This is a genomic window from Rhodopirellula baltica SH 1, assembly GCF_000196115.1.
Classification (GTDB): Bacteria; Planctomycetota; Planctomycetia; order Pirellulales; family Pirellulaceae; genus Rhodopirellula; species Rhodopirellula baltica.
The window spans coordinates 5,080,001-5,098,147 of sequence record NC_005027.1 but is presented as its reverse complement, the minus strand read 5'-3'; the positions used below and the strand labels follow the sequence as shown (position 1 = coordinate 5,098,147).

Annotated in this window: 16 protein-coding genes (1 of these 16 running past the window's edge); 4 read left to right on the top strand and 12 right to left on the bottom strand. The window is 55.0% G+C overall.

Annotated features, from left to right (window positions below):
* Positions 1-15 precede the first annotated feature (15 nt).
* A complete protein-coding gene (locus RB_RS19435; RefSeq protein WP_011122326.1) occupies positions 16-873 on the top strand; it encodes a pirin family protein in 858 nt (285 codons plus the stop codon).
* 53 nt (positions 874-926) lie between these two features.
* Here the strand turns inward: RB_RS19435 and RB_RS19430 are convergent, their stop codons facing one another.
* The 3 genes from RB_RS19430 to RB_RS19420 form a co-directional block, all read right to left on the bottom strand.
* Positions 927-1,373, bottom strand: coding sequence for a GNAT family N-acetyltransferase (locus tag RB_RS19430; RefSeq protein ID WP_164922241.1), 447 nt, complete (start codon positions 1,371-1,373; stop codon positions 927-929).
* 123 nt (positions 1,374-1,496) lie between these two features.
* Positions 1,497-1,763: a hypothetical protein gene (locus tag RB_RS19425; RefSeq protein WP_007340909.1), complete on the bottom strand. Its 267-nt coding sequence runs from the start codon at positions 1,761-1,763 to the stop codon at positions 1,497-1,499.
* Positions 1,760-3,259 (bottom strand): YeiH family protein, encoded by a 1,500-nt coding sequence (locus RB_RS19420; protein WP_231845800.1) that lies wholly within the window; start codon positions 3,257-3,259, stop codon positions 1,760-1,762. Before RB_RS19420 ends, RB_RS19425 begins: the two co-directional genes overlap by 4 nt.
* On the opposite strand from RB_RS19420, the gene RB_RS28175 reads away from it, so the two are divergent.
* Positions 3,258-3,416, top strand: coding sequence for a hypothetical protein (locus tag RB_RS28175; RefSeq protein ID WP_231845799.1), 159 nt, complete (start codon positions 3,258-3,260; stop codon positions 3,414-3,416). The genes RB_RS19420 and RB_RS28175 overlap by 2 nt on opposite strands.
* Positions 3,417-3,460: 44 nt before the next feature.
* Here the strand turns inward: RB_RS28175 and RB_RS19415 are convergent, their stop codons facing one another.
* Positions 3,461-3,973: a MarR family winged helix-turn-helix transcriptional regulator gene (locus tag RB_RS19415; protein ID WP_007340912.1), complete on the bottom strand. Its 513-nt coding sequence runs from the start codon at positions 3,971-3,973 to the stop codon at positions 3,461-3,463.
* 283 nt (positions 3,974-4,256) lie between these two features.
* Between RB_RS19415 and RB_RS19410 the strand changes: the two genes are divergently transcribed.
* The gene (locus RB_RS19410; RefSeq protein ID WP_007333676.1) at positions 4,257-5,696 is read left to right on the top strand and encodes an FAD/NAD(P)-binding protein; all 1,440 of its coding nucleotides are present in this window, start codon (positions 4,257-4,259) and stop codon (positions 5,694-5,696) included.
* 50 nt (positions 5,697-5,746) lie between these two features.
* Here the strand turns inward: RB_RS19410 and RB_RS19405 are convergent, their stop codons facing one another.
* On the bottom strand, positions 5,747-7,339 hold the full coding sequence (locus RB_RS19405) for an ABC transporter permease (protein ID WP_011122320.1): 1,593 nt from the start codon (positions 7,337-7,339) through the stop codon (positions 5,747-5,749).
* A 175-nt stretch (positions 7,340-7,514) separates the two neighbouring features.
* Here RB_RS19405 and RB_RS19400 point away from each other — a divergent pair, with 175 nt between their 5' ends.
* Positions 7,515-8,309: a DUF1559 domain-containing protein gene (locus RB_RS19400; protein ID WP_011122318.1), complete on the top strand. Its 795-nt coding sequence runs from the start codon at positions 7,515-7,517 to the stop codon at positions 8,307-8,309.
* Positions 8,310-8,329: 20 nt separating this feature from the next.
* Here RB_RS19400 and RB_RS19395 read toward each other — a convergent pair whose 3' ends face one another.
* From RB_RS19395 to RB_RS19365, 7 genes are all read right to left on the bottom strand, one after another.
* Entirely contained in the window at positions 8,330-9,334 is a 1,005-nt protein-coding gene (locus tag RB_RS19395) for a class I SAM-dependent methyltransferase (RefSeq protein ID WP_011122317.1), read from the bottom strand.
* Positions 9,331-10,431 (bottom strand): ABC transporter ATP-binding protein, encoded by a 1,101-nt coding sequence (locus RB_RS19390; RefSeq protein WP_007331193.1) that lies wholly within the window; start codon positions 10,429-10,431, stop codon positions 9,331-9,333. The genes RB_RS19395 and RB_RS19390 overlap by 4 nt, the downstream gene beginning before the upstream one ends.
* Entirely contained in the window at positions 10,428-12,758 is a 2,331-nt protein-coding gene (locus tag RB_RS19385) for a hypothetical protein (protein WP_011122316.1), read from the bottom strand. Before RB_RS19385 ends, RB_RS19390 begins: the two co-directional genes overlap by 4 nt.
* A complete protein-coding gene (locus RB_RS19380; RefSeq protein ID WP_007324023.1) occupies positions 12,755-13,117 on the bottom strand; it encodes a hypothetical protein in 363 nt (120 codons plus the stop codon). The genes RB_RS19385 and RB_RS19380 overlap by 4 nt, the downstream gene beginning before the upstream one ends.
* A gap of 12 nt (positions 13,118-13,129) precedes the next feature.
* The gene (ppk1, locus tag RB_RS19375) at positions 13,130-15,526 is read right to left on the bottom strand and encodes a polyphosphate kinase 1 (RefSeq protein WP_164922240.1); all 2,397 of its coding nucleotides are present in this window, start codon (positions 15,524-15,526) and stop codon (positions 13,130-13,132) included.
* Positions 15,523-16,725: a c-type cytochrome domain-containing protein gene (locus tag RB_RS19370; RefSeq protein WP_164922947.1), complete on the bottom strand. Its 1,203-nt coding sequence runs from the start codon at positions 16,723-16,725 to the stop codon at positions 15,523-15,525. The genes ppk1 and RB_RS19370 overlap by 4 nt, the downstream gene beginning before the upstream one ends.
* 438 nt (positions 16,726-17,163) lie before the next feature.
* Positions 17,164-18,147 carry the 3' portion of an ATPase with chaperone activity gene (locus RB_RS19365; RefSeq protein ID WP_231845797.1) on the bottom strand. It continues 699 nt past the right edge of the window, so the window shows 984 of its 1,683 coding nt (coding positions 700-1,683); its start codon lies beyond the right edge, outside the window; its stop codon occupies positions 17,164-17,166.

Sequence of the window (18,147 nt, the reverse complement as noted above, 5' to 3'; positions counted from 1 at the left end):
GCGGGACAAAGTGCAATGAAATCGATTCAACGAGTCATTCGGGGCGTTCCTCAGCACTGGGTGGGCGATGGGTTCCCGGTTCGAAGTTTGTTTTCGTACGCCGGCGGCAATGAGTTCGACCCGTTTTTGTTGCTCGACTATGCCGGTCCGCACAACTTTGCCCCTGACGAAGCCAAGCGCGGTGTTGGTGAGCATCCCCATCGTGGTTTCGAGACTGTCACGATTCTCTATCAAGGTGAACTGGAACACCGAGATTCGAGTGGCAGTCAGGGCACAATCGGCCCCGGCGATGTGCAGTGGATGACCGCTGCCTCTGGCGTGGTTCACGAAGAATTCCACAGCCGACGATTCGCAAAGGAGGGCGGAACGCTGGAGATGGTCCAGCTATGGGTGAACCTGCGATCGACGGACAAGGCTGCACCGCCGAAGTATCAAGATCTGCGTGACGAACAGTTTCCTCGATTTTCGTTGCCTAACGACGCGGGGATCGTTCGTGTGATTGCGGGTCAATTGGGTGATGCGGAGGGGCCTGCCAGCACGTTTTCGCCCATCAATTTATGGGACATTCAGCTCACTGGAAACGCAACGGCCACGCTGACGGTTCCCGCTGGGCACACCTGCGTTGTGATCGTTCAAAAAGGAAGCGTCCAAGTCAACGAAAGTTTGATTCACGCGGTCGAGCTGGCTTTGTTGGAACGATCCGGCGACGAGGTGGTTTTAGAAGCGGAGTCAGAATCCCGCGTCTTATTGATGACCGGCGAACCACTGGGCGAGCCCGTCGTGGGGCAGGGGCCATTCGTGATGAATACGCGTGACGAAATCCGTGTTGCGATCGCTGACTACCAAGCCGGGAAAATGGGCCGTTTGGACTGAACAACTTGCTCGGCGAAGACGATTGGTTTTGATCGTCTTCAAGCCAAGCTGTATCAAACGGTCGAAGCGGTATCGAACCGCAGACGAAGGACGGGATGCCCTGACGGTTCGTGAAGTTTTTGTTCCAGCGAAACGAATCCATAGTGTTGGTAGAAACCGCGACCGGTTGGATTGTCAACAAATACTTCCAGTTCCAGGTCGCCGCGGACCGAAACGGCATGATCCATGAGTTGCCGGCCAATCCCGCGTTTTTGATGCGTTGGATTGACGAAAATTGCACCAACTTCGTTGCCTAGCAGGGCGATAAATCCCACAACGGTATGGTCCAATTCGTAGACCCAGGTTTCAGCATTGGGCAGATAGATTGCTGGAATGTTTTCGCGTTCTTGGGCGAGAAACTCCGGGCTGAGAAACGGATGAGCCAATCTTGAGGCCGACATCCAAACGTCCAACAATGCGTCCAGGTCGGTAGATTCGTAGCTGCGTATCACTGGATTCATTCCGTGGATGGTTGCAGGCATTGTCGGCGTTGAAGACCGATCTTCATTGCGAGATGGCGGAAAAGACAAAGGCCGAGCCTTGAAGGTTCGGCCTTTGTTTGGTTTCTCGTCGTGCAATCAACTCTATTGATTGGGGCCGTCGCTTTTCTGGCGAAGCTCCGCCAATCGTTGCTTGGCAAGGATGTCCTCCATGACCTCCAGTTCGGTGTAGTACATCGCACTAGGATCGATGCCCCGGTCGTCGAGCCATCTCAAATGCTGTCGCATTTTGGGCTGGCGAGAATAAGCGGGAAGGATCACCAGCCAAACGATCGAAAGCAGCAAAGTGATTCCGACCAACGCTGCTGCTCGGTAAGAGCGTTCACGCAAACTTGGTTCTCTGTCGCTCATGGCGCCACCGTGTCAGCAAAGACGACTTTGAACATCAAGTACGCCATCACCAACGTCAAAACCAAGTTGAGCGATTGACCGCACACGTACAGAACAAGCGGCTTCCCGCCCTTGAGTTGAGGAAGCAATTGACGGAAATTGGTTTCCAGTCCGATGCTGACAAACGCGAGGCAGAAGAACCATCCACGAAGCGTTTTGGTGGAACCGCCGATCATCGCGTTGATGAGTTCGGGACCGTTGGTCATGTAGGAATACAGGATCGAAAACAGAATCGACATCGAGACGAATCCAAGTACGAACTTCGGGAAGCGGTACCAGATTTCAGAGATGCCGATCCTTGGGCCGGCTGGATCTCGTTCGACGAATGTGACCCAGTAGATGGCGACACAGAACGCGGTCACACCGATCAAGATGTTTTGGATCATCTTCACCGTGGCAGCGACTTCGAGGGCTTCATCGCCCAGAACTGCACCGGCAGCGGCGACGGCGCCGGTCGAGTCAATCGTGCCGCCCAACCACGCACCGCCCAGGATCGGGTCGATTCCCATCGCGGTGATCACCGCTGGCATCACCGCCATCATGATCACGGTGAATCCCAGCGACAAACCAATTGAAAGTGACAGTTCTTCTTTCTTGGCCTTGCAGGCCGCCGCCGTTGCAATCGCGGCGGAGACACCGCACACGGACATGTCAGCGGAGATCACCATGTTGAGTGATTTGGATTGGATCTTCAGGACCTTCTGGCCGAACCAGTAGGTCGTGATCAAGACAACTGGCGTGACCAACCAAGCGACAAACACACCGGGCAGACCGAGGGCCAGCAAACGACTCATCAGCACCTCGGCACCGAGCAAAACCAATCCGGTTTTGATGTAGAACTCCGTCGAGATTGCGGGACGAAGGAAGTCCGGTGTTCCGACGGTGTTGCTGATGATCAATCCAACGAGCAAGGCCCAAAGGGCGTATTCAAGGTTGTAGGCTTTGACCACGCTTTGCCCAGACATCCAATACGCCAGCGTTGCCAGCAAAAATATGACCGGGAATGCGGCCAAAAATGCCCCAGCGGATTTGCCGCGCATTTGATTTGCGAAAGCAAATAGTGCAGCGATGATCAGAAACACTCCGAGAATGCCTGACCAACTTGAAGAAATGGCATCCAGAGGGTTGGCTGTCCATTTGCCCGGTTTGGCCAGGAACGGCTTGAGTGGGCTGGCGTATTCATAGGGTTCTTCTTCCGCCACTTCTTGCGTCTCGGCTACTTCTAAATCTGCGTTTTCTGCCGGCGCAGTGTTTTCAGTTTCGATCGCTTCGTTCTCTGCTTCCGCTGATGGGCCCGCGTTCTCTGGGGCCGTCTCGACTTGCGAGACTTCTTCCATGGTTGAACCGGCGATCAATTCGCTCAAGTTTTCAGGCTGGCCAATCCACACTGCTGCGAAAGCGATGAGCAGCAACAAAGCAGCGCACCAGATTGCCCACCAGTCCTCGTTGGTGGTCATGTCTTTCCACAAACTCGGTCGCGGTGGCGGAGTTGCAAGTGCGGAGTCGTCACCGGCGGAAGCCATGTCGCTCGTGTCGGGGGAGACGTTGTCGGGTGAAGAATTATCCGAGGAAGGTGTGTTGGAGTTCATTGGCGGGAGTGAGGTAGGAGGTTAGGCGGGAGTGCGATGAGGAGAGAAATTGCAAGGATACGAACCAGGTCAAAGTCCCGAACTGGAAAGCGATTCGCTGGCTCTTCGTTCGACCGCTTTGTTCATGCTGGTCCGGACAAGTTGCAGCAATCGAATCAGTTCTTTTTGTTCGCGACGTTTTAGTTCGCTCATGACTTCGTGTTCAAGTTCGCGAAGATGTTCGACAATTGGCTTTACCAATTTGCGACCTTCTTTGGTGATGGCAACATAGACCGTGCGGCGATCGGTCTCCGAACGTTCTCGCGTGACCAGTTCTCGTTTTAGCAGTCGGTCAACCAGCGCGGTGACGGCTGGAACCACTTGGACCAGACGCTCGCCAATCTCGCTGCACGTCAGCGGTCGATCTTCCATGTCCAAGATCCGAAGCAGGTTGTACTGCGAGAACGTCATGTCGTGCTGCCGGAAGAAACGCGCCAAGTGGTTACCGAGTTGGTCACTGGTGCGCACCAAACTGACAACGGCTTCTTGATCGACGCTGGCAAAAGGTTGACAGCGGTGAAGTTCTTTTGAGAGGTCGTTCATCGACGGAACCAAGGGGAGATTGGCAAAGAAGAGCGACGGGTCGGCGGTGTCTGACGATCGGTCGCTCTAGCGAACAACGTATCCTTCGCAGGGTGGCATCGGATCGGGAAACTGTTGACGCGGGAATACTTTATCGATAAAGTTTTCGCGTATCAAGCTCTTTGTGCAATCGGTTGCGAATCGTTCCAACAGAGATTGGTGTCCCGCCCTCAGCAGAATCTTGCTACGTGTGTGCGTCTTCTTCGACACTTCACGTTCAACCTCTCATCACGAATTTGTCGTTATGCCAACCACGGCCATCATCGGTGGTGGATTCAGCGGAACGCTGGCCGCCGTTAACCTTGCTCGCTTTGCCACATCGCCCCAGCGAGTTGTGATCGTCAACTCCGGACGTCCATTTGGTCGTGGGACCGCGTATGGAACGACGCGCGGTGAGCATTTGTTGAATGTCGCTGCTCGAAACATGTCAGCGTTCCCGGATCAACCGACGCACTTTTTCGAGTGGCTGCGTTCGCGGTCGGAGTTTGATGCGATTGATGACCATACTCTTCGAGAGATGTTCATTCCCCGTCGCATTTTTGGTGACTACATTCGCGGGATGGCGACGCACTATTTGGGGACAGCGGACCCTCGCTCGCATGTGCAGTGTGAAGTGGTGGAGGATTCAGCCGTGGATGTTATTCCGCGCGGCGTTGAGCCTGGTTCAAACCAGGGCGGCGTCGTGATGCTGGAAAATGGTGAACCGATCGAAGCGGAATCGGTTCTGCTTGCGACTGGAAATCAGCCGCCCGCTGGATTGCCAGGTGCGAAGAAGCTCGCCAACGACCGCCGCTATTGTGGCAACCCGTGGAAAGATTGGCATGCGAACCTCCCAGGTGAAGACCAGCACATTGTGATCCTGGGAACGGGGCTGACCGCGGTCGATGTGATCGTGACGCTTCGCAACAAAGGCTGGAATGGCAAGGTCACTGCAATTTCTCGCAATGGCATGTTGCCACAGCGCCATTTCCGCGGCATCGAATGGCCTCACGCAGTTCCCGATGATGGGCAAACGCGTTCGCTGAAGGAGCTGGTGAAATTGATCCGTTCAGATTGTGAGCGTCTTCGTGGGGTCAGCCAGAACCCGGCGATCGCGGTCGACAAGTTGCGAGGTCGAACGCAACAACTGTGGAAAGCATTGTCGTTGGAAGAGCGTCAGTTGTTCTTGAAGAAGTATTCGGCCGATTGGAATGTGATCCGGCACCGAATCGCGGGACCCATCCACGATGCCATCACGGATGCCCTCGATTGTGGTCAGTTGACCATCACGCCCGCAACGATCGAATCGTTGGCATCGGGTGAACACGGCATCGAGATTCAAATGGTGGAACGAGACGGATCGTCCAAACAAATCGAGGGCGATTTGGTGATCAATTGCACGGGACCCAAGTCTCGGTTCTCGGATTCTGCGTTGCCGCTGTACCGAAATTTGTTCGAACGAGGTCTGGCTCGACCGGACGACATGGACATGGGGATTGCCGTCACCGAGGATTTCACCGTACTGGGAAAAGACGATTTACCGACTCCGTTTTTGCATGCGATTGGTCCGATCCTAAAGGGCACGTTGTGGGAGAGCATCGCCGTTCCTGAATTGCGGCAGCAAGCTTACTTGGTCGCACAGTCCATCTTGCATCAAGAGCCCGTCGTTGTTTCTAGTCTGGATACAACCGAGTACTGCATCTGAATAGACGTCACGTTTGTTTGACTCGGAACTTTGCCGGGTAAACCGAGTGACTACTTCTTCTCCCGAGCAGCCAGGACCGCTTCTGGAGTGGCTGTTTTGATAGCTAGGGAACGTCGACCAACCGTTGCAATTGAAAGCAACAAAGCGATCAGTCCGCAAACGCCCAGTGCGCCGATCAAAAGGTCAGAAACGCTTCGATCGACAATCATGCCAATGGTCCAAGCCCAGTTGGTGATTTGCCACGCCGAGTAGTCGTATTGGCGATAGTCGTTCAGGTGCAGCCCAATCGCGTAGGGAATCAGTGCGGCCAGCACAGCGACCACGATGAAGGCGGCCAAACCAATTTCGACTCGCGGGTTGTTATTGATTCGGACCAACGCGACGATCCAACGAACGCAGAACAAAAAGATCACCAGGTACGACGTGTAGGCGATAACTAAGTGATAAAGGGTCGTCACCGCACCGCCAGGCATCGGCGTTCCCACAATTGATTCCGCTCGGTAGGCAGCGGCCAGCAACAAGGCTGCAACGAGGATCGAGCCTAGGCTGGCGAACACCAAACCCGTTGCGGGCCCGGGCGTAAGAAACGTGAGCGTCAGTCGACTGAGGAAGTTGCCGGGTAGCTCACGTTGAATTCGTGGCGTCAGGCTGCTGGATTCTGCCGCCATCATGGCCCCGGCTCCGGTCCAGACGCCTGCCAGAATCATCGCAACCGGAATCCACAGGATCATTCCTTCTTGTGAATCACCCGGGTTCCACTCCATTGTGAAGGTTGCCAGTCCGATCAAAGTCGCGGTGAGCACCAAGATCGACCAGCGAATCCCACTGGATCGATTTTCGCTTTCTGGAGTCAGTTGGGCGGCGGTGGTTGTTAGCAGCAAATGGCTGATGCAAATTGCGGTGAGCAGGCTGCCAACACAGATGAACGACGTCCAACCGGCATTGAGCGGATTGCCATATAGGATCAACGCGACGGCTGCGGCGCCCACCAAATACTCGCATAGCATCAGGATCATCAGAACCACCAGTAGTGTCGAGATTCGTCCGGTACGACCTCGAGCCAGCGGCGCAAATGACAAGGCAACCACGGTCAGTAGCAAACCGCTGCCAATCAATATTGCCATGATCAATCCCACCGTCGGCAGGTCGATGCCGCGCAGTGTGTAGGCGTAAGCCACGCAAGGAAACAGCGTGATCAAATACAGCATCATTTGCAGCGAGGCACTGGCCAATTTGCCCATCACGATTTGCCAGGCACTCAGCGAAGTGATCGAAAGCAGTTCCAGCGTCCCGTCGTCAATTTCGGCTTCGAGAGAACGGTAGGCGGCCAGCGGGACGATCAGCAGCATCGGCACGGCGAGCACAAAGTAGTAACCGATCAACAATCGAGGTGCCGACGGCGACGTGTAGATTTGGGGCATCAGCATCAGACTGCCGATCACTGTCCATGCAAACGCGGCGACCAACAGCACCGAGAACGTGACCACGAATTGTCGGCTCTTGAGCGCTTGACGCGTTTCTTTGATCAAGATCGGATTGAGTTTGTCGCCTGTTCGAGCGGCCCATTCATCCAAGCGTAGCAACCACGACGCGGTGTTCTCACGAACGGAAGCGTTTGGATCCGATATCGATGCGGTGCTCATGCGATTTCAACAGAAGAAGAGAACAATTGGCGTCCTGAATGATACCGGGTTTTGCTCCGTTGCGAGGTGGCTCACGCCAATGCTCGCTGGTTCAGCACGTCGCTCGCGAGCAGGGTAGAATTGTGTTGCTCGTCAATTTTGGCTGCTTTCCCCGCACATCCACAACGAGATCGCCATGTCTGATTCGCCTGATCCACTCGTTCCTGGAAATCATTACACCGAAACGATGCCAGTCGAGGCGAAAGTGGTGGGACAGGGCGGTTTCAATTCTGGGTGCGTGATGGCTCCTCTTTTGGCGCTCGCGTTTGTGGGAGTGCTTGTCTGCGGGGGCATTGCGGTGGGGATCATGCTTCCGGCGGTGCAGGCCGCACGTGAAGCGGCTCGGCGAATGAGTTGCAGCAATAACATGAAGCAGATAGGGCTGGCGCTGCACAATTACCATTCCGCTTACGATCAATTGCCGCCCGCATACACGGTCGATGAGAATGGCAACAAACTGCATAGTTGGCGAGTTTTGATTCTGCCTTTCATGGAGCAGGAATCCCTGTATCAGCAGATTGATCTTTCGAAACCTTGGGATGCACCCGAGAACACTTTGGTGGCATCGACCGCGGTGTCCGCTTATGCCTGTCCTTCCAAGGTGGGCGATCCATTGATGACCAGCTATGTCGCAGTGGTGGATCCGTCGGGTATGTTTGAAGGTGCGATTCCAACGGGATTTGGCCAAGTGACTGATGGCTTGGCAAACACTATCTTGTTCGTCGAAACCGAGCACCAGAACGAGGTTCACTGGATGAGCCCCGAAGACATTGATCTGCAAACGTTGCTGGAACTTGCGGAAGGCGACTCTCACCAGGGCGGAGGGCACGTGGTTTTGGGTGATGGTGCCGTCAAGTTCATTACGAATTCCATCGATGTTGGTCTTTTGGAAGCGTTGGCAACCAAGGATGGTAGCGAAGTCATCCAATAGTATCTGATTGTCTGTCCCGGTCAGCTGGTTCGGGTGATTCGCCAGCACCGGTGAATGCGTCGATTGCGGAAGTCTTCCGGAACGGTTTGCCGGCTGATTTCGTGGACTTTGGCTCCCGGGAAAGCGGATTCGTCCATCTGGAATTGTCGGAAATTCGTCGAGAAGTAAATGACACCATCTCGAGCGATGTGTTTGAGGGTTTGCTGAAGCAAGTCCTTGTAGTCGTCTTGCACAACCCAGTCTTTCTGGGTGCGTTTGCTGTTGCTGAAAGTGGGAGGATCGACGACGGCCACATCAAAAACCGCGGTGGCCGGCAAGTTTTTGATAAACGTCATCGCGTCCTCGGCAACGTACTCGTGCGAGTCGCCTTCGAAGCCATTCAGGCGCATGTTCTCTTTCGCCCAGGTCAAATACGTGTTCGACAAATCCACCGTTGTCGTGGATGCGGCAGCACCATCGGCGGCATAAACCGTGAACGAACCCGTGTAGGCAAACAGATTGAGGAATCGTTTTCCAGCGACTTCATCACGAACCATCGAGCGTGTGATGCGGTGATCGAGAAACAAACCCGTGTCGATGTAGTCCGACAGATTGACCTGAAACTTCAAGCCACCTTCTTTCGCTTCGATCTGGTAGTGTCGACTGGCCACAGTTTCGTGCTGGGCCGTTCCGCGTTGACGTTTACGTTGTTTGAAAAAGACTTTGGAACGTGAAACATCGAGGGTTTTCGCGGCGACCTTGACCATGTGTTCCAGCCACACGGTGTGCTCATCGTCGCTGCGATCGTGGGGGCGTTCGAACTCACCAATGTGCAAATGGTCTTCATATCGATCGACAACCAAAGGCACCTCAGGAACATCGCGTTCGTAGAGCCGGTAGCACGTGATGTCTTGTTTTGTGGGCCAACGGCGAAGGTGTTTGGCTCGTTTGCGCAGGCGCGCGGCGAACTCTTCGCTTTGTCGAGCGGTGACCTCGGGCGAGGGCAGGGGAGTCACGGGTTTGGGTGGGGTGAAGAAGTCGCTCATTGAACCAATCCCTCGGTGACCTGCAGGAAAACGTCCTCGAGGCTCTTCTTGTGAGCGGCGACTTCGGCAATCAGAAAACCTTGTCCGATCAACCAGGCGACCAAGTTGGCTTGATCGCGAACGTCGCCTTCAAATTCAAACCGGACCAGTTCGCCGTCAACGACGACTTGGGACGCGGGCGGCAAAGATTGTTCGTCGGTTTCGGAAGATTGATTTTCGACGGGAGCACCGTTTGATTTGGAAGATTGTTCGGCCAAATGGTTGCGAATCAGATCGGCGGCGTCGTTTGCACGTTCGAGCACTCGCAGCGTGAGTTCGCGATGTTGAGCTCGTTGACGTTGGATGTCTTCGACGCTGCCGGTCGCTAACAGTTGGCCTTGTTCGATGATTCCGACGCTATCACACATCTCTGCGAGTTCCGTCAGGATGTGACTGCTGATCAGAACGGTTTTGCCGCGATTGGCCAACTGGCGAATCATTTGTCTCAACTGAATCCGGGCACGCGGATCCAATCCGGCCGCTGGCTCATCCAGAATCAAAACGGCGGGGTCGTGGACCAAAGCTCGCCCGAGACACAGGCGTTGCTTCATACCTTTGCTCAAACCACGAATCGGTTTGTCCTTCATGCCCACCGTGCCGGTGAATTCCAGCACTTCACGCAAACGTCGCGTGCGATCACGGCCTGTCAAACCGTAGGCTCGAGCAAAGAAATCCAGGTACTCTTCGCAATTGACGTCCCGATAGGTGCCGAAGCTGTCGGGCATGAAACCGAGTCGGCTGCGGACCAGTTCGGGATCATTGACGACCGAAAAACCATCGACAAACGCGTCGCCAAAACTGGGCAGATCCAACGTCGCGAGGATTCGCATCGACGTTGTTTTGCCAGCACCGTTGGGGCCGATGTATCCAAACACGTGTCCTCGGCGAACCGAGAACGAAATGTCATGCACCGCATGGGTCTTGCCAAAGTAGCGATGCAATCGGCGGAGTTCGATGCAATCTGCAGTGCCCGCGTGGACTCCGGCTGAGATGTGGTTGCTGGCCGAAGTGCCAGTCGCTTGAGCGGTCGATTGGGATTCTTGCGAAGTCGTGCTCATGGCAGGTCTCCCATCACGAAGTGGATGCTGTTTTCGATGGAGATACCATCGATCGCGGGGACGTCGTCGGACAAATCAGCAAGTGCGATGTAAGAGTGATTGGGCAATGATTTACCCAACTGCATGCGCTGTTGAAGCTCGTACTCAAACACACCATCGGAAGGAGCGGATGTCATTGCGAGTGACGATCGAACTTTGTTGATGACGTCGAAGGTCTCCTCCATCATGCGACGTCGCATTTGCCGATCCGCCGTATCGGATTGACGGTTCGTTTTCGAATTCACCAACCATTGGCGTTTGTACCAATCCCCCATCAACTTCGAAGCTTCGAGCGTGGTCAGTAGTTTTGCACGAGCAGTCTCACCTGGACTCACATCTTCAGCCACAAAGAACAATCCGTCTTGATCGCGGACCAAGATTCCTTGCAGGTTCAGCTTGCAGTCGTTCTTCACTTCCACGCTGACGCGTTTGACGGCCTCCGGTTCAGATTCGGTGATTCGAACCGTGCCAAATTGGTCGCGAGGTTGTTCCACCACGAACTGACGTTGCTGACGACTGGGAAGCAAGCGACTCGAGAAACGAATTTCGTCCTCGGTCACGGTGACTCTTCCGCGGGGATCGAATCGTTGTTGGACTCGGTCTTCCCAACTGGTTTCCTCATTGTCCAAAAGCAGCGTGACCGATGCGTCGCTTGGGAACCGCAGCCCATTGGAAGGTCGGATACCAGCGAAGTAGGTCGAGCGAGTCCGGGACATTGCGTCACCATCGGAATTGACCCAAGTGATTTGTCTGGCTCGCATTCGAGTTCCAAAACCGTCGGCGATGATTCCGTATCCCATCATCGCGACGGTGGTTGCGACGGCGAGCACGGGAGCGATCAAGAACATCAGGTAGCTACGTCCGCTCTTGGTTGTTTTGCGGTAGGCCACCGGCCCAACCAGAACAACGAACAATCCCAAGAATCCCATGAAGGTGTAAACCGGAGGTTGTGAGACGCCCGGGATCATCCATTCAAAGAAACGCTGGGTGCCGATCATTGGATCCACGCCGCGGCGAAGTGTTCGATAGGCATGAAAGCCCAGCAGAGATTTGGTTGTCCGCCAATCCAGCATGCTGACTGGTTCGTCAGCATTGCGAGCGGGCATTTGCACGAGAATCCCCGCCTCGGACGGAAACACCATCATGCCTTTTTCGGTGCCCAGCCGATCGATTTTCTTATTGTTGTTATAGGCGTTCACGACCGAGCGGCGGAACTTTTCGATGGCATTGAGCTCAACCTCGCCCGTGCCCATTCCGTTCAACTGCATGTTGATCGCGTTGACACTTCCCCACTGGCTAGGCATGTTTGCCACGTCGGTGCGAAGTGTTTGCGACGCCGAGGTTGCGATGGCATCAATCGTGGCGGCATCGAATGCGGCAGCAGAGCTGCTGATCATTTTTGTATCGTTCATTTGATCGGGCAGGGTGCCTCGGATCAGAATCACGCCACCACCATGCACCCACCGCATCAGCGGTTTCCACCATGGCGGTTTTTCGGATTGATGTTTGATGTAGTCTTCACGATGAAAGACGATTGCATCGAATGGAAGCAACGATCGCCAGTCGAGCGGCATTTCGTCGGCAGAGTGTGATTGTACGGTGATGAAATTTTGATTGACGTTTCCGTTTTCATCGACGTTTGACATGTTGGGTTGAAAGGTTTCGCTTTCCCATTGCATGTCAAAGGTGGAATCAACCAACGCCTGCAGCGAATCATCTCGCAACTCCATGTCTTCATCGGAGTTGACCCAAATCAATCGCCAACAGATTTCGTCACGCATGGCCTTTTCCACCGCGGTGTAACGCTGCAGCGGTTTGCCAATCTCATTTGGTATGTCGGCGATCGAGCGGCCGTCTTCTAGGATCGATGCGTCGTACAAATCCCCGTAAGAAGTCTTGGGGACATGGCGAATGATAGTTTGCTGGGTGGAGTTCTCGGGAATCCGGAATGGAATTTCCACTTCCAAGGCCGACTGCGGTGGGCTGTGTCCGTTTCCACGCGGTGCAAGGACCAAAGTGAAGTTGTGGTCGGCTGTGGTGGGGCCGCCTGTCGAACTGAACTCAATCTCGACACGCTGCGTTTCGGGAATGTTTGGCGCGGATAGGCGAACGCTGATTTGGTATCCCAGTCGATTGATTCGGCCACGTGGGAAAATCGTGGCGTTGTTACCGTCGTTGACCCAGAAGCTGTCCTTGCCAGTGTGTGGTTGTGCACACGCGTTGGTTTCAAACAATCCAACGAACAGCAAGGCGATCGTGAAGCAAACTGCAAGCGTGGAGCGGTTCATAGTTCTTTCTCCCGAGGCTTGAGCAACTGCGGTGGCAATTCGTCTCTGGCGAACGGGCTGCCCTGGCGAGATTGGTCGACGCGACCGATGGTCAATCGAGCGACCAGCCAAGAAACCAAGAAAGCACAGGCGGCCATCGCGAAGAAGAGAACAAAGACACCCACCACGGCTAGGGCGGCCTTTGCAAAGACGGCCCCGTTGCCCGCCGCTCGAGTGATCGCGGCAAGGATGGCGGCCAATGCTGTGATCGCCATCATCATTCGGAACGAGACACGAGGCAGCACACGGCTGCGAATGACCGGTTGAATCGACGGTGTTGGCGTGATGATCGGTTCGGGGGCAGGCATGCGTTCGATCAAACAGAGACAAGATCAATCAGGACGATGAGTTTCGAAAGTCGATTGCGGGGCGTGCTTGCCCGCTTTTCGATTCTCGACCACCTGATGATACAGTGTCTCTTGAACCCGCATGGGGGCTTCGTTCTTTCGCGGCTTTAAACGCTGGTAACTTCCGTCAGGTTGCATTCGCCACGCGTTTTGGTTGTCGCGGAAATACAGCTGCAGCGTTTCTCGAAGGCGTTTTCGGGCGGCGGGATCGATCACGGGAACAAGCAATTCGACTCGGCGGTCCAAGTTACGAGGCATCCAGTCCGCACTGCTGATGAACATCTCGTGGTCGCCACCGTGACGGAAATAGAATGTTCGTGCGTGTTCCAAGAACCTGTCGACAATGGAAACGACCTCAATCGTTTCGCTCATTCCCGGCACACCCGGCCGCAAACAGCAAACGCCACGGACGTTCAAGCGAATTTTCACGCCCGCTTGGCTGGCCATGTACAGAGAATCGATGACCTCGGTGTCCACCAACGCGTTCATCTTCGCGATGATCTCGCCTTTCTGACCCTGCCGGGAACGTTCGGTCTCACCTTGGATTAAATCCAGGATTTGCCGACGCAGTGTCAGCGGCGCCATGCCAAGTTGTTGAAGTGGTTGCGGTTGGCTGGCCCCGGTGACGGCGTTGAAGAACATCGTCGCGTCGGTCCCCAATATCTCATCGCACGTCAGCACCGAAATGTCACCGTACAAATTGGCGGTGACTTCGTTGTAGTTACCGGTTCCAAAGTGGACGTACCGCACCAAACCCTGTGGTTCGCGACGAACGATGATGCAAACTTTCGCGTGCGTTTTCAAACCGCGGATGCCGTAGATAACCTGCACGCCGGCCTGTTCCATTTCGCGAGCCCATTCAATGTTGCGGGCTTCGTCGAATCGGGCTTTCAGTTCCACAATCGCGGTGACGTACTTCCCTCGCTCAGCCGCACGCATCAGCGCGGCAACAATCGGGCTGTTGCGGCTGGTCCGATACAGGATCTGCTTGACGGCCAAGACATCGGGGTCGACTGAGGCTTCTTCCAGCAATCGGACGACCGGATCAAAGGACTCATACGGATGCATCAGCATGATGTCTCCGTCCGAGATCGATGTGAACATGGATTCGGCGGGGTCGATTCTCGGGCTGCGTTGCGGAGGCCATTCATCGTCGCGAAGGGTGTTCATTCCCTTCAGCCCATGCAGTGCAAACAGATACGTCAGGTCCAAGGGACCGTCGATGTCAAAAACGAATTGAGGGTCAACGTTGAAGCTCTTGATCAGGTAGTCGCGAATCTCTGAATTCGCGTTGGCGTCGATCTCCAACCGAACAACATCGGACAAACGTCGGCTTTCGAGGACTTCTTCCATGCCGCCGAGCAAGTCGCCTGCGCCGTCTTCGCGAAGTTCAATGTCGGCATTGCGGGTGATACGAAATGGTTTGCACTGAATCACTTCGCGACCAGGGAAGAACTCGTCAACGAAGTGTGAGACCAGATCTTCCAACAATGCGTACGAGTAGCCCGACTCGATGGGTGACGTGTCGTCGCTTTCTTTGGGAGCCACGCCCTTTTCGATTGGCGGTTTCTCGATCGGCAGCGGAATCACACGCCCAAGCGTGCGGCCAAGCGGGATGACCGCGAATTGAGTTTCGGGTTCGGTTTGTTCTGCACCGTCTTCCGGCGCCGAGATGTTTTCGGCTGGGGTGGGTTGTTGGTTGGCAGTGTCAGAGTTCCGCTTCAAATTTGATGGAACTCGGTTGTCCAAAGAGTCGCTTGGTGGTGGAGTTCGTTGCGGACCGATTTCATCGCCCGGACGCAATTGCACGCACAAGTGGATTCCCAAACCAGGCAGCATGGGAAAGCGTCGATCGTGAAGTGCCTGAGGTGAAAGCACCGCCAGCACATCACCACGAAAATGGCGTTCGGCAGCTGCGAGCAATCGGTCGCTGCATTCGGCCGGATCGACTTGATTGATTTTGTGTTCGCCCAGCAACGGCAGCAATTCGTTTCGGAGCAGTTCGTATTGCCGGTCAACGTGTCCTTGGCAACGTTTCGAAATCGCCTGCAACTGTTCCGTCGCGGTCCGACCGGACGGGTCACGTCGACCACCTCCGCTGACTGCTTGCAGTTTCAAGCTGCCCACGCGGACCATCATGAACTCATCGAGGTTCGAACTGGTAATCGCCAGGAATTTGGCTCTTTCCAGAAGTCGTACCGACGGATCATCCGCTTGATCCAATACGCGAGCGTTGAATTCCAGCCATGCCAACTCGCGGTTGATGAACCGAGGTGCGTCAGCAGCCGCAGTTTCCACTTTGCGTCGCGACGCGGTTTTGGTGCTTTTCTGAGGGCGTTTGCCGACGGACTGAGAGGGGGCAGGATCGTGGGACAACGTCAAACTCGCGAAGGGACTGAAGGAGATTGAATGGCGATGGGGATAGCGAATGTGTCCAATCGGACGGTCGAGTCGGTGGGGACCGCATCCAGGGTGATCTCGGGCGACTGCTCTTCTTCGGATTCGCTCTCTTGAGCCGTCTCGGGAGCTGACTCCGGTGGCCAAGGCTTGCCCAGCAGAATACTGATCGCCTTGGGATAGAAGTCTTTTCCATAGGTCAGCTCACCACCTTGGTGACCCACTGCACCGACCATGCCAGCGACGACCAGCAATCCGATTTTCCAGACGTTTGTTAGACGCTGACGTCCCGCTTCATCGTCACTTCGCAGCGACTTCAAAGCAATGATTGCGAAGATGGTTGATAGAACCGTCACGATAATGGCCGACCACCGATGCCAAAACAGTTCGGAATCAAAGTTGACCTTTGTCCAAGAGCCGTAGCCTTTTTCGACCGAGAAGGACCAACCCATCATCGTTGCCACGATCGCGGTCGCGGCACCGAGCAGCAGACAAACCAACGGGACTTGTGCGCCGAGTGCGGGCCACTTCCAACCCAGCACGACGAACAACCCGCCCACCAAAAACAATGCGATGGGAAAGTGGACCGTCGCCGGATGGAGGAATCCTTGGAATGACCAAACCCGGGCTAGCAGTCCCGCGTCAGTTGGGTCGATGCCTTTGCGAATGCCATCGGCCAACTCAATTGGTTGTCCTGAGCCATCCAGATCGGACTGTACGACGTTCGCTTCATCGGGCCAATTGGCACCTTCTTCGATCCAGATCCGAATCAACGCCAGTTCCGCCGGCGAAAGCGGGCCGCCATGACTTCGCGGAGGCATCAACATGTCATCGTCTTCGCTGATCAAGTAATCGATATACATCGAGCTCGATTCGAGGTCCTCTCCAAAAACGTAGCCAAACACGGTATCGCGATCGTCGACGCGAAAATCAGCCTTGGCTTCTTCGGCTCCGTGGCATTCCAAGCAGTGTTGTCGAAAAATGGGGGCAATGTCCCGTTCGAAATCGACGACCAAGCCTTCTTCGTCGACCGGCATCCGAACCGCACTGGTTTCTGATTCGTCTGCGGCATTGGAGCTGCCGGGGTGCAGCAGCGAGAACAGCAAGGCCAATACGAACGGGCCGCAAAAGGCAAACTGGTGCGAAGTTTGGGCTGTGTTCGAGCGAGAATGAGATTCGGGCATCGGCGGCAAGGGAGAATAGATAGGCATGATCGGAAGCAGACTGAGGGGCGGGACTCATTGAAAATGAGCGAAGGGGGATGCTCATTGTACCGGCGAACGAGTGCCCGCCAAACCAGGATCGCAACCCATTTGTCGGTTGCGAGTTGTCTGCCCCGGTCGGTGTGCCGCTTCGCACAAATCTAGGAATCGACGTTGGATTGCCACGCCGAACCGGTTTCTCGCCCTCTGTCATGACGGGCTGAGAAGCGTATAGAGAGGTGTGTTGGTCGAGCGAGGCGGCGGGCGAGGTAGCGGGCGGGACACTTCGCAGTGCCATCGTTTCTGCCGCACGACTCACCCCGCCATCGATGGATTGAGGGTGAACCTTGGTCGTTCAGTGCCAGCCCGGGGATGCTTTGGGCACTCGCTCCGCCGGTGGACAAGCCGTTGATGGAGCGATTACATCACCGAGAAATAGTTGTCGCAGGCGAAGTCGAAGTACTCCTTTTTGAGTTCCACTTCGAGGTTGTTGTAGAGGCAGTAGTTGCGAACCTGAAGCAGCAAATCTCGTGGTTGGCAGTTGCGGAAGGGACGGTCCACGGGCAAGTAATGGGTCTTCACCAAGTAGTCGACCGCTTCGGCGTTATAAGGAATCTTGGTGACCTTGCACATGATTTCAAATAGCTTGCGGAAGTCTGCTTCCGGTGGGTTCTCCACTTCAATCTTATAGGGGATCCGGCGAAGGAAAGCGTCATCGACCAAGTCTTTTGGTTCCAGGTTGGTGCTGAAGATCACCAGTTGGTCAAACGGAACCTGGATCTTCTTACCTGATGCCATGTTCAAGAAGTCATAGCGTTTTTCCAGTGGAATGATCCAACGGTTGAGCAGTTGATCGACGGACATCTTCTGCCGACCAAAGTCATCGATGACCAGGGTTCCGCAGTTACTTTTCATCTGCAACGGAGCTTCGCTGATGTTGCTGGTGGTGTTGTTGAGCACCTCAAGCATTTCCATGGTGAGTTCACCACCGGCGACGATTGTCGGCCGTTTGATGCGTACCCAACGTTTGTCAAAGCTTCCCGAATTCAGCAATCCGCCGGAGCTTTCGGGCATGACCGCCTCGTGATTCATGGGGTCAAACACACGCAGGATGTCTCCGTCGATGTCTACCGCGCGAGGGATCCAAATGTATTTCCCGAACGCGCCGGTCACTCGCTCGGCAATGGATGTCTTGCCGTTGCCGGGGAAACCAAACAGAAACATCCCGCGTCCACTGGCCACTGCAGGACCCAAACGGTGCAGCATCTTTGGGTTGATCAACAAGTCGCTGAATGCTCGTTGCAGGTCCTCCCGTTTTGGGTATTGGCCTTCGATCGTTTGAAGTTTGACACTTTCGATGTAGTCGGGAAGCCTAACCGGGCAACTGCCGTGATAGGTTGAATC

Excerpts from the sequence above, each read along its gene's own strand:
- RB_RS19435 (WP_011122326.1), top strand. The coding sequence starts at position 16 with ATGAAATCGATTCAACGAGTCATTCGGGGCGTTCCTCAGCACTGGGTG.
- RB_RS19430 (WP_164922241.1), bottom strand. The coding sequence starts at position 1,373 with ATGAATCCAGTGATACGCAGCTACGAATCTACCGACCTGGACGCATTG.
- RB_RS19425 (WP_007340909.1), bottom strand. The coding sequence starts at position 1,763 with ATGAGCGACAGAGAACCAAGTTTGCGTGAACGCTCTTACCGAGCAGCA.
- RB_RS28175 (WP_231845799.1), top strand. The coding sequence starts at position 3,258 with ATGTCTTTCCACAAACTCGGTCGCGGTGGCGGAGTTGCAAGTGCGGAG.
- RB_RS19420 (WP_231845800.1), bottom strand. The coding sequence starts at position 3,259 with ATGACCACCAACGAGGACTGGTGGGCAATCTGGTGCGCTGCTTTGTTG.
- RB_RS19415 (WP_007340912.1), bottom strand. The coding sequence starts at position 3,973 with ATGAACGACCTCTCAAAAGAACTTCACCGCTGTCAACCTTTTGCCAGC.
- RB_RS19410 (WP_007333676.1), top strand. The coding sequence starts at position 4,257 with ATGCCAACCACGGCCATCATCGGTGGTGGATTCAGCGGAACGCTGGCC.
- RB_RS19405 (WP_011122320.1), bottom strand. The coding sequence starts at position 7,339 with ATGAGCACCGCATCGATATCGGATCCAAACGCTTCCGTTCGTGAGAAC.
- RB_RS19400 (WP_011122318.1), top strand. The coding sequence starts at position 7,515 with ATGTCTGATTCGCCTGATCCACTCGTTCCTGGAAATCATTACACCGAA.
- RB_RS19395 (WP_011122317.1), bottom strand. The coding sequence starts at position 9,334 with ATGAGCGACTTCTTCACCCCACCCAAACCCGTGACTCCCCTGCCCTCG.
- RB_RS19390 (WP_007331193.1), bottom strand. The coding sequence starts at position 10,431 with ATGAGCACGACTTCGCAAGAATCCCAATCGACCGCTCAAGCGACTGGC.
- RB_RS19385 (WP_011122316.1), bottom strand. The coding sequence starts at position 12,758 with ATGAACCGCTCCACGCTTGCAGTTTGCTTCACGATCGCCTTGCTGTTC.
- RB_RS19370 (WP_164922947.1), bottom strand. The coding sequence starts at position 16,725 with ATGCCCGAATCTCATTCTCGCTCGAACACAGCCCAAACTTCGCACCAG.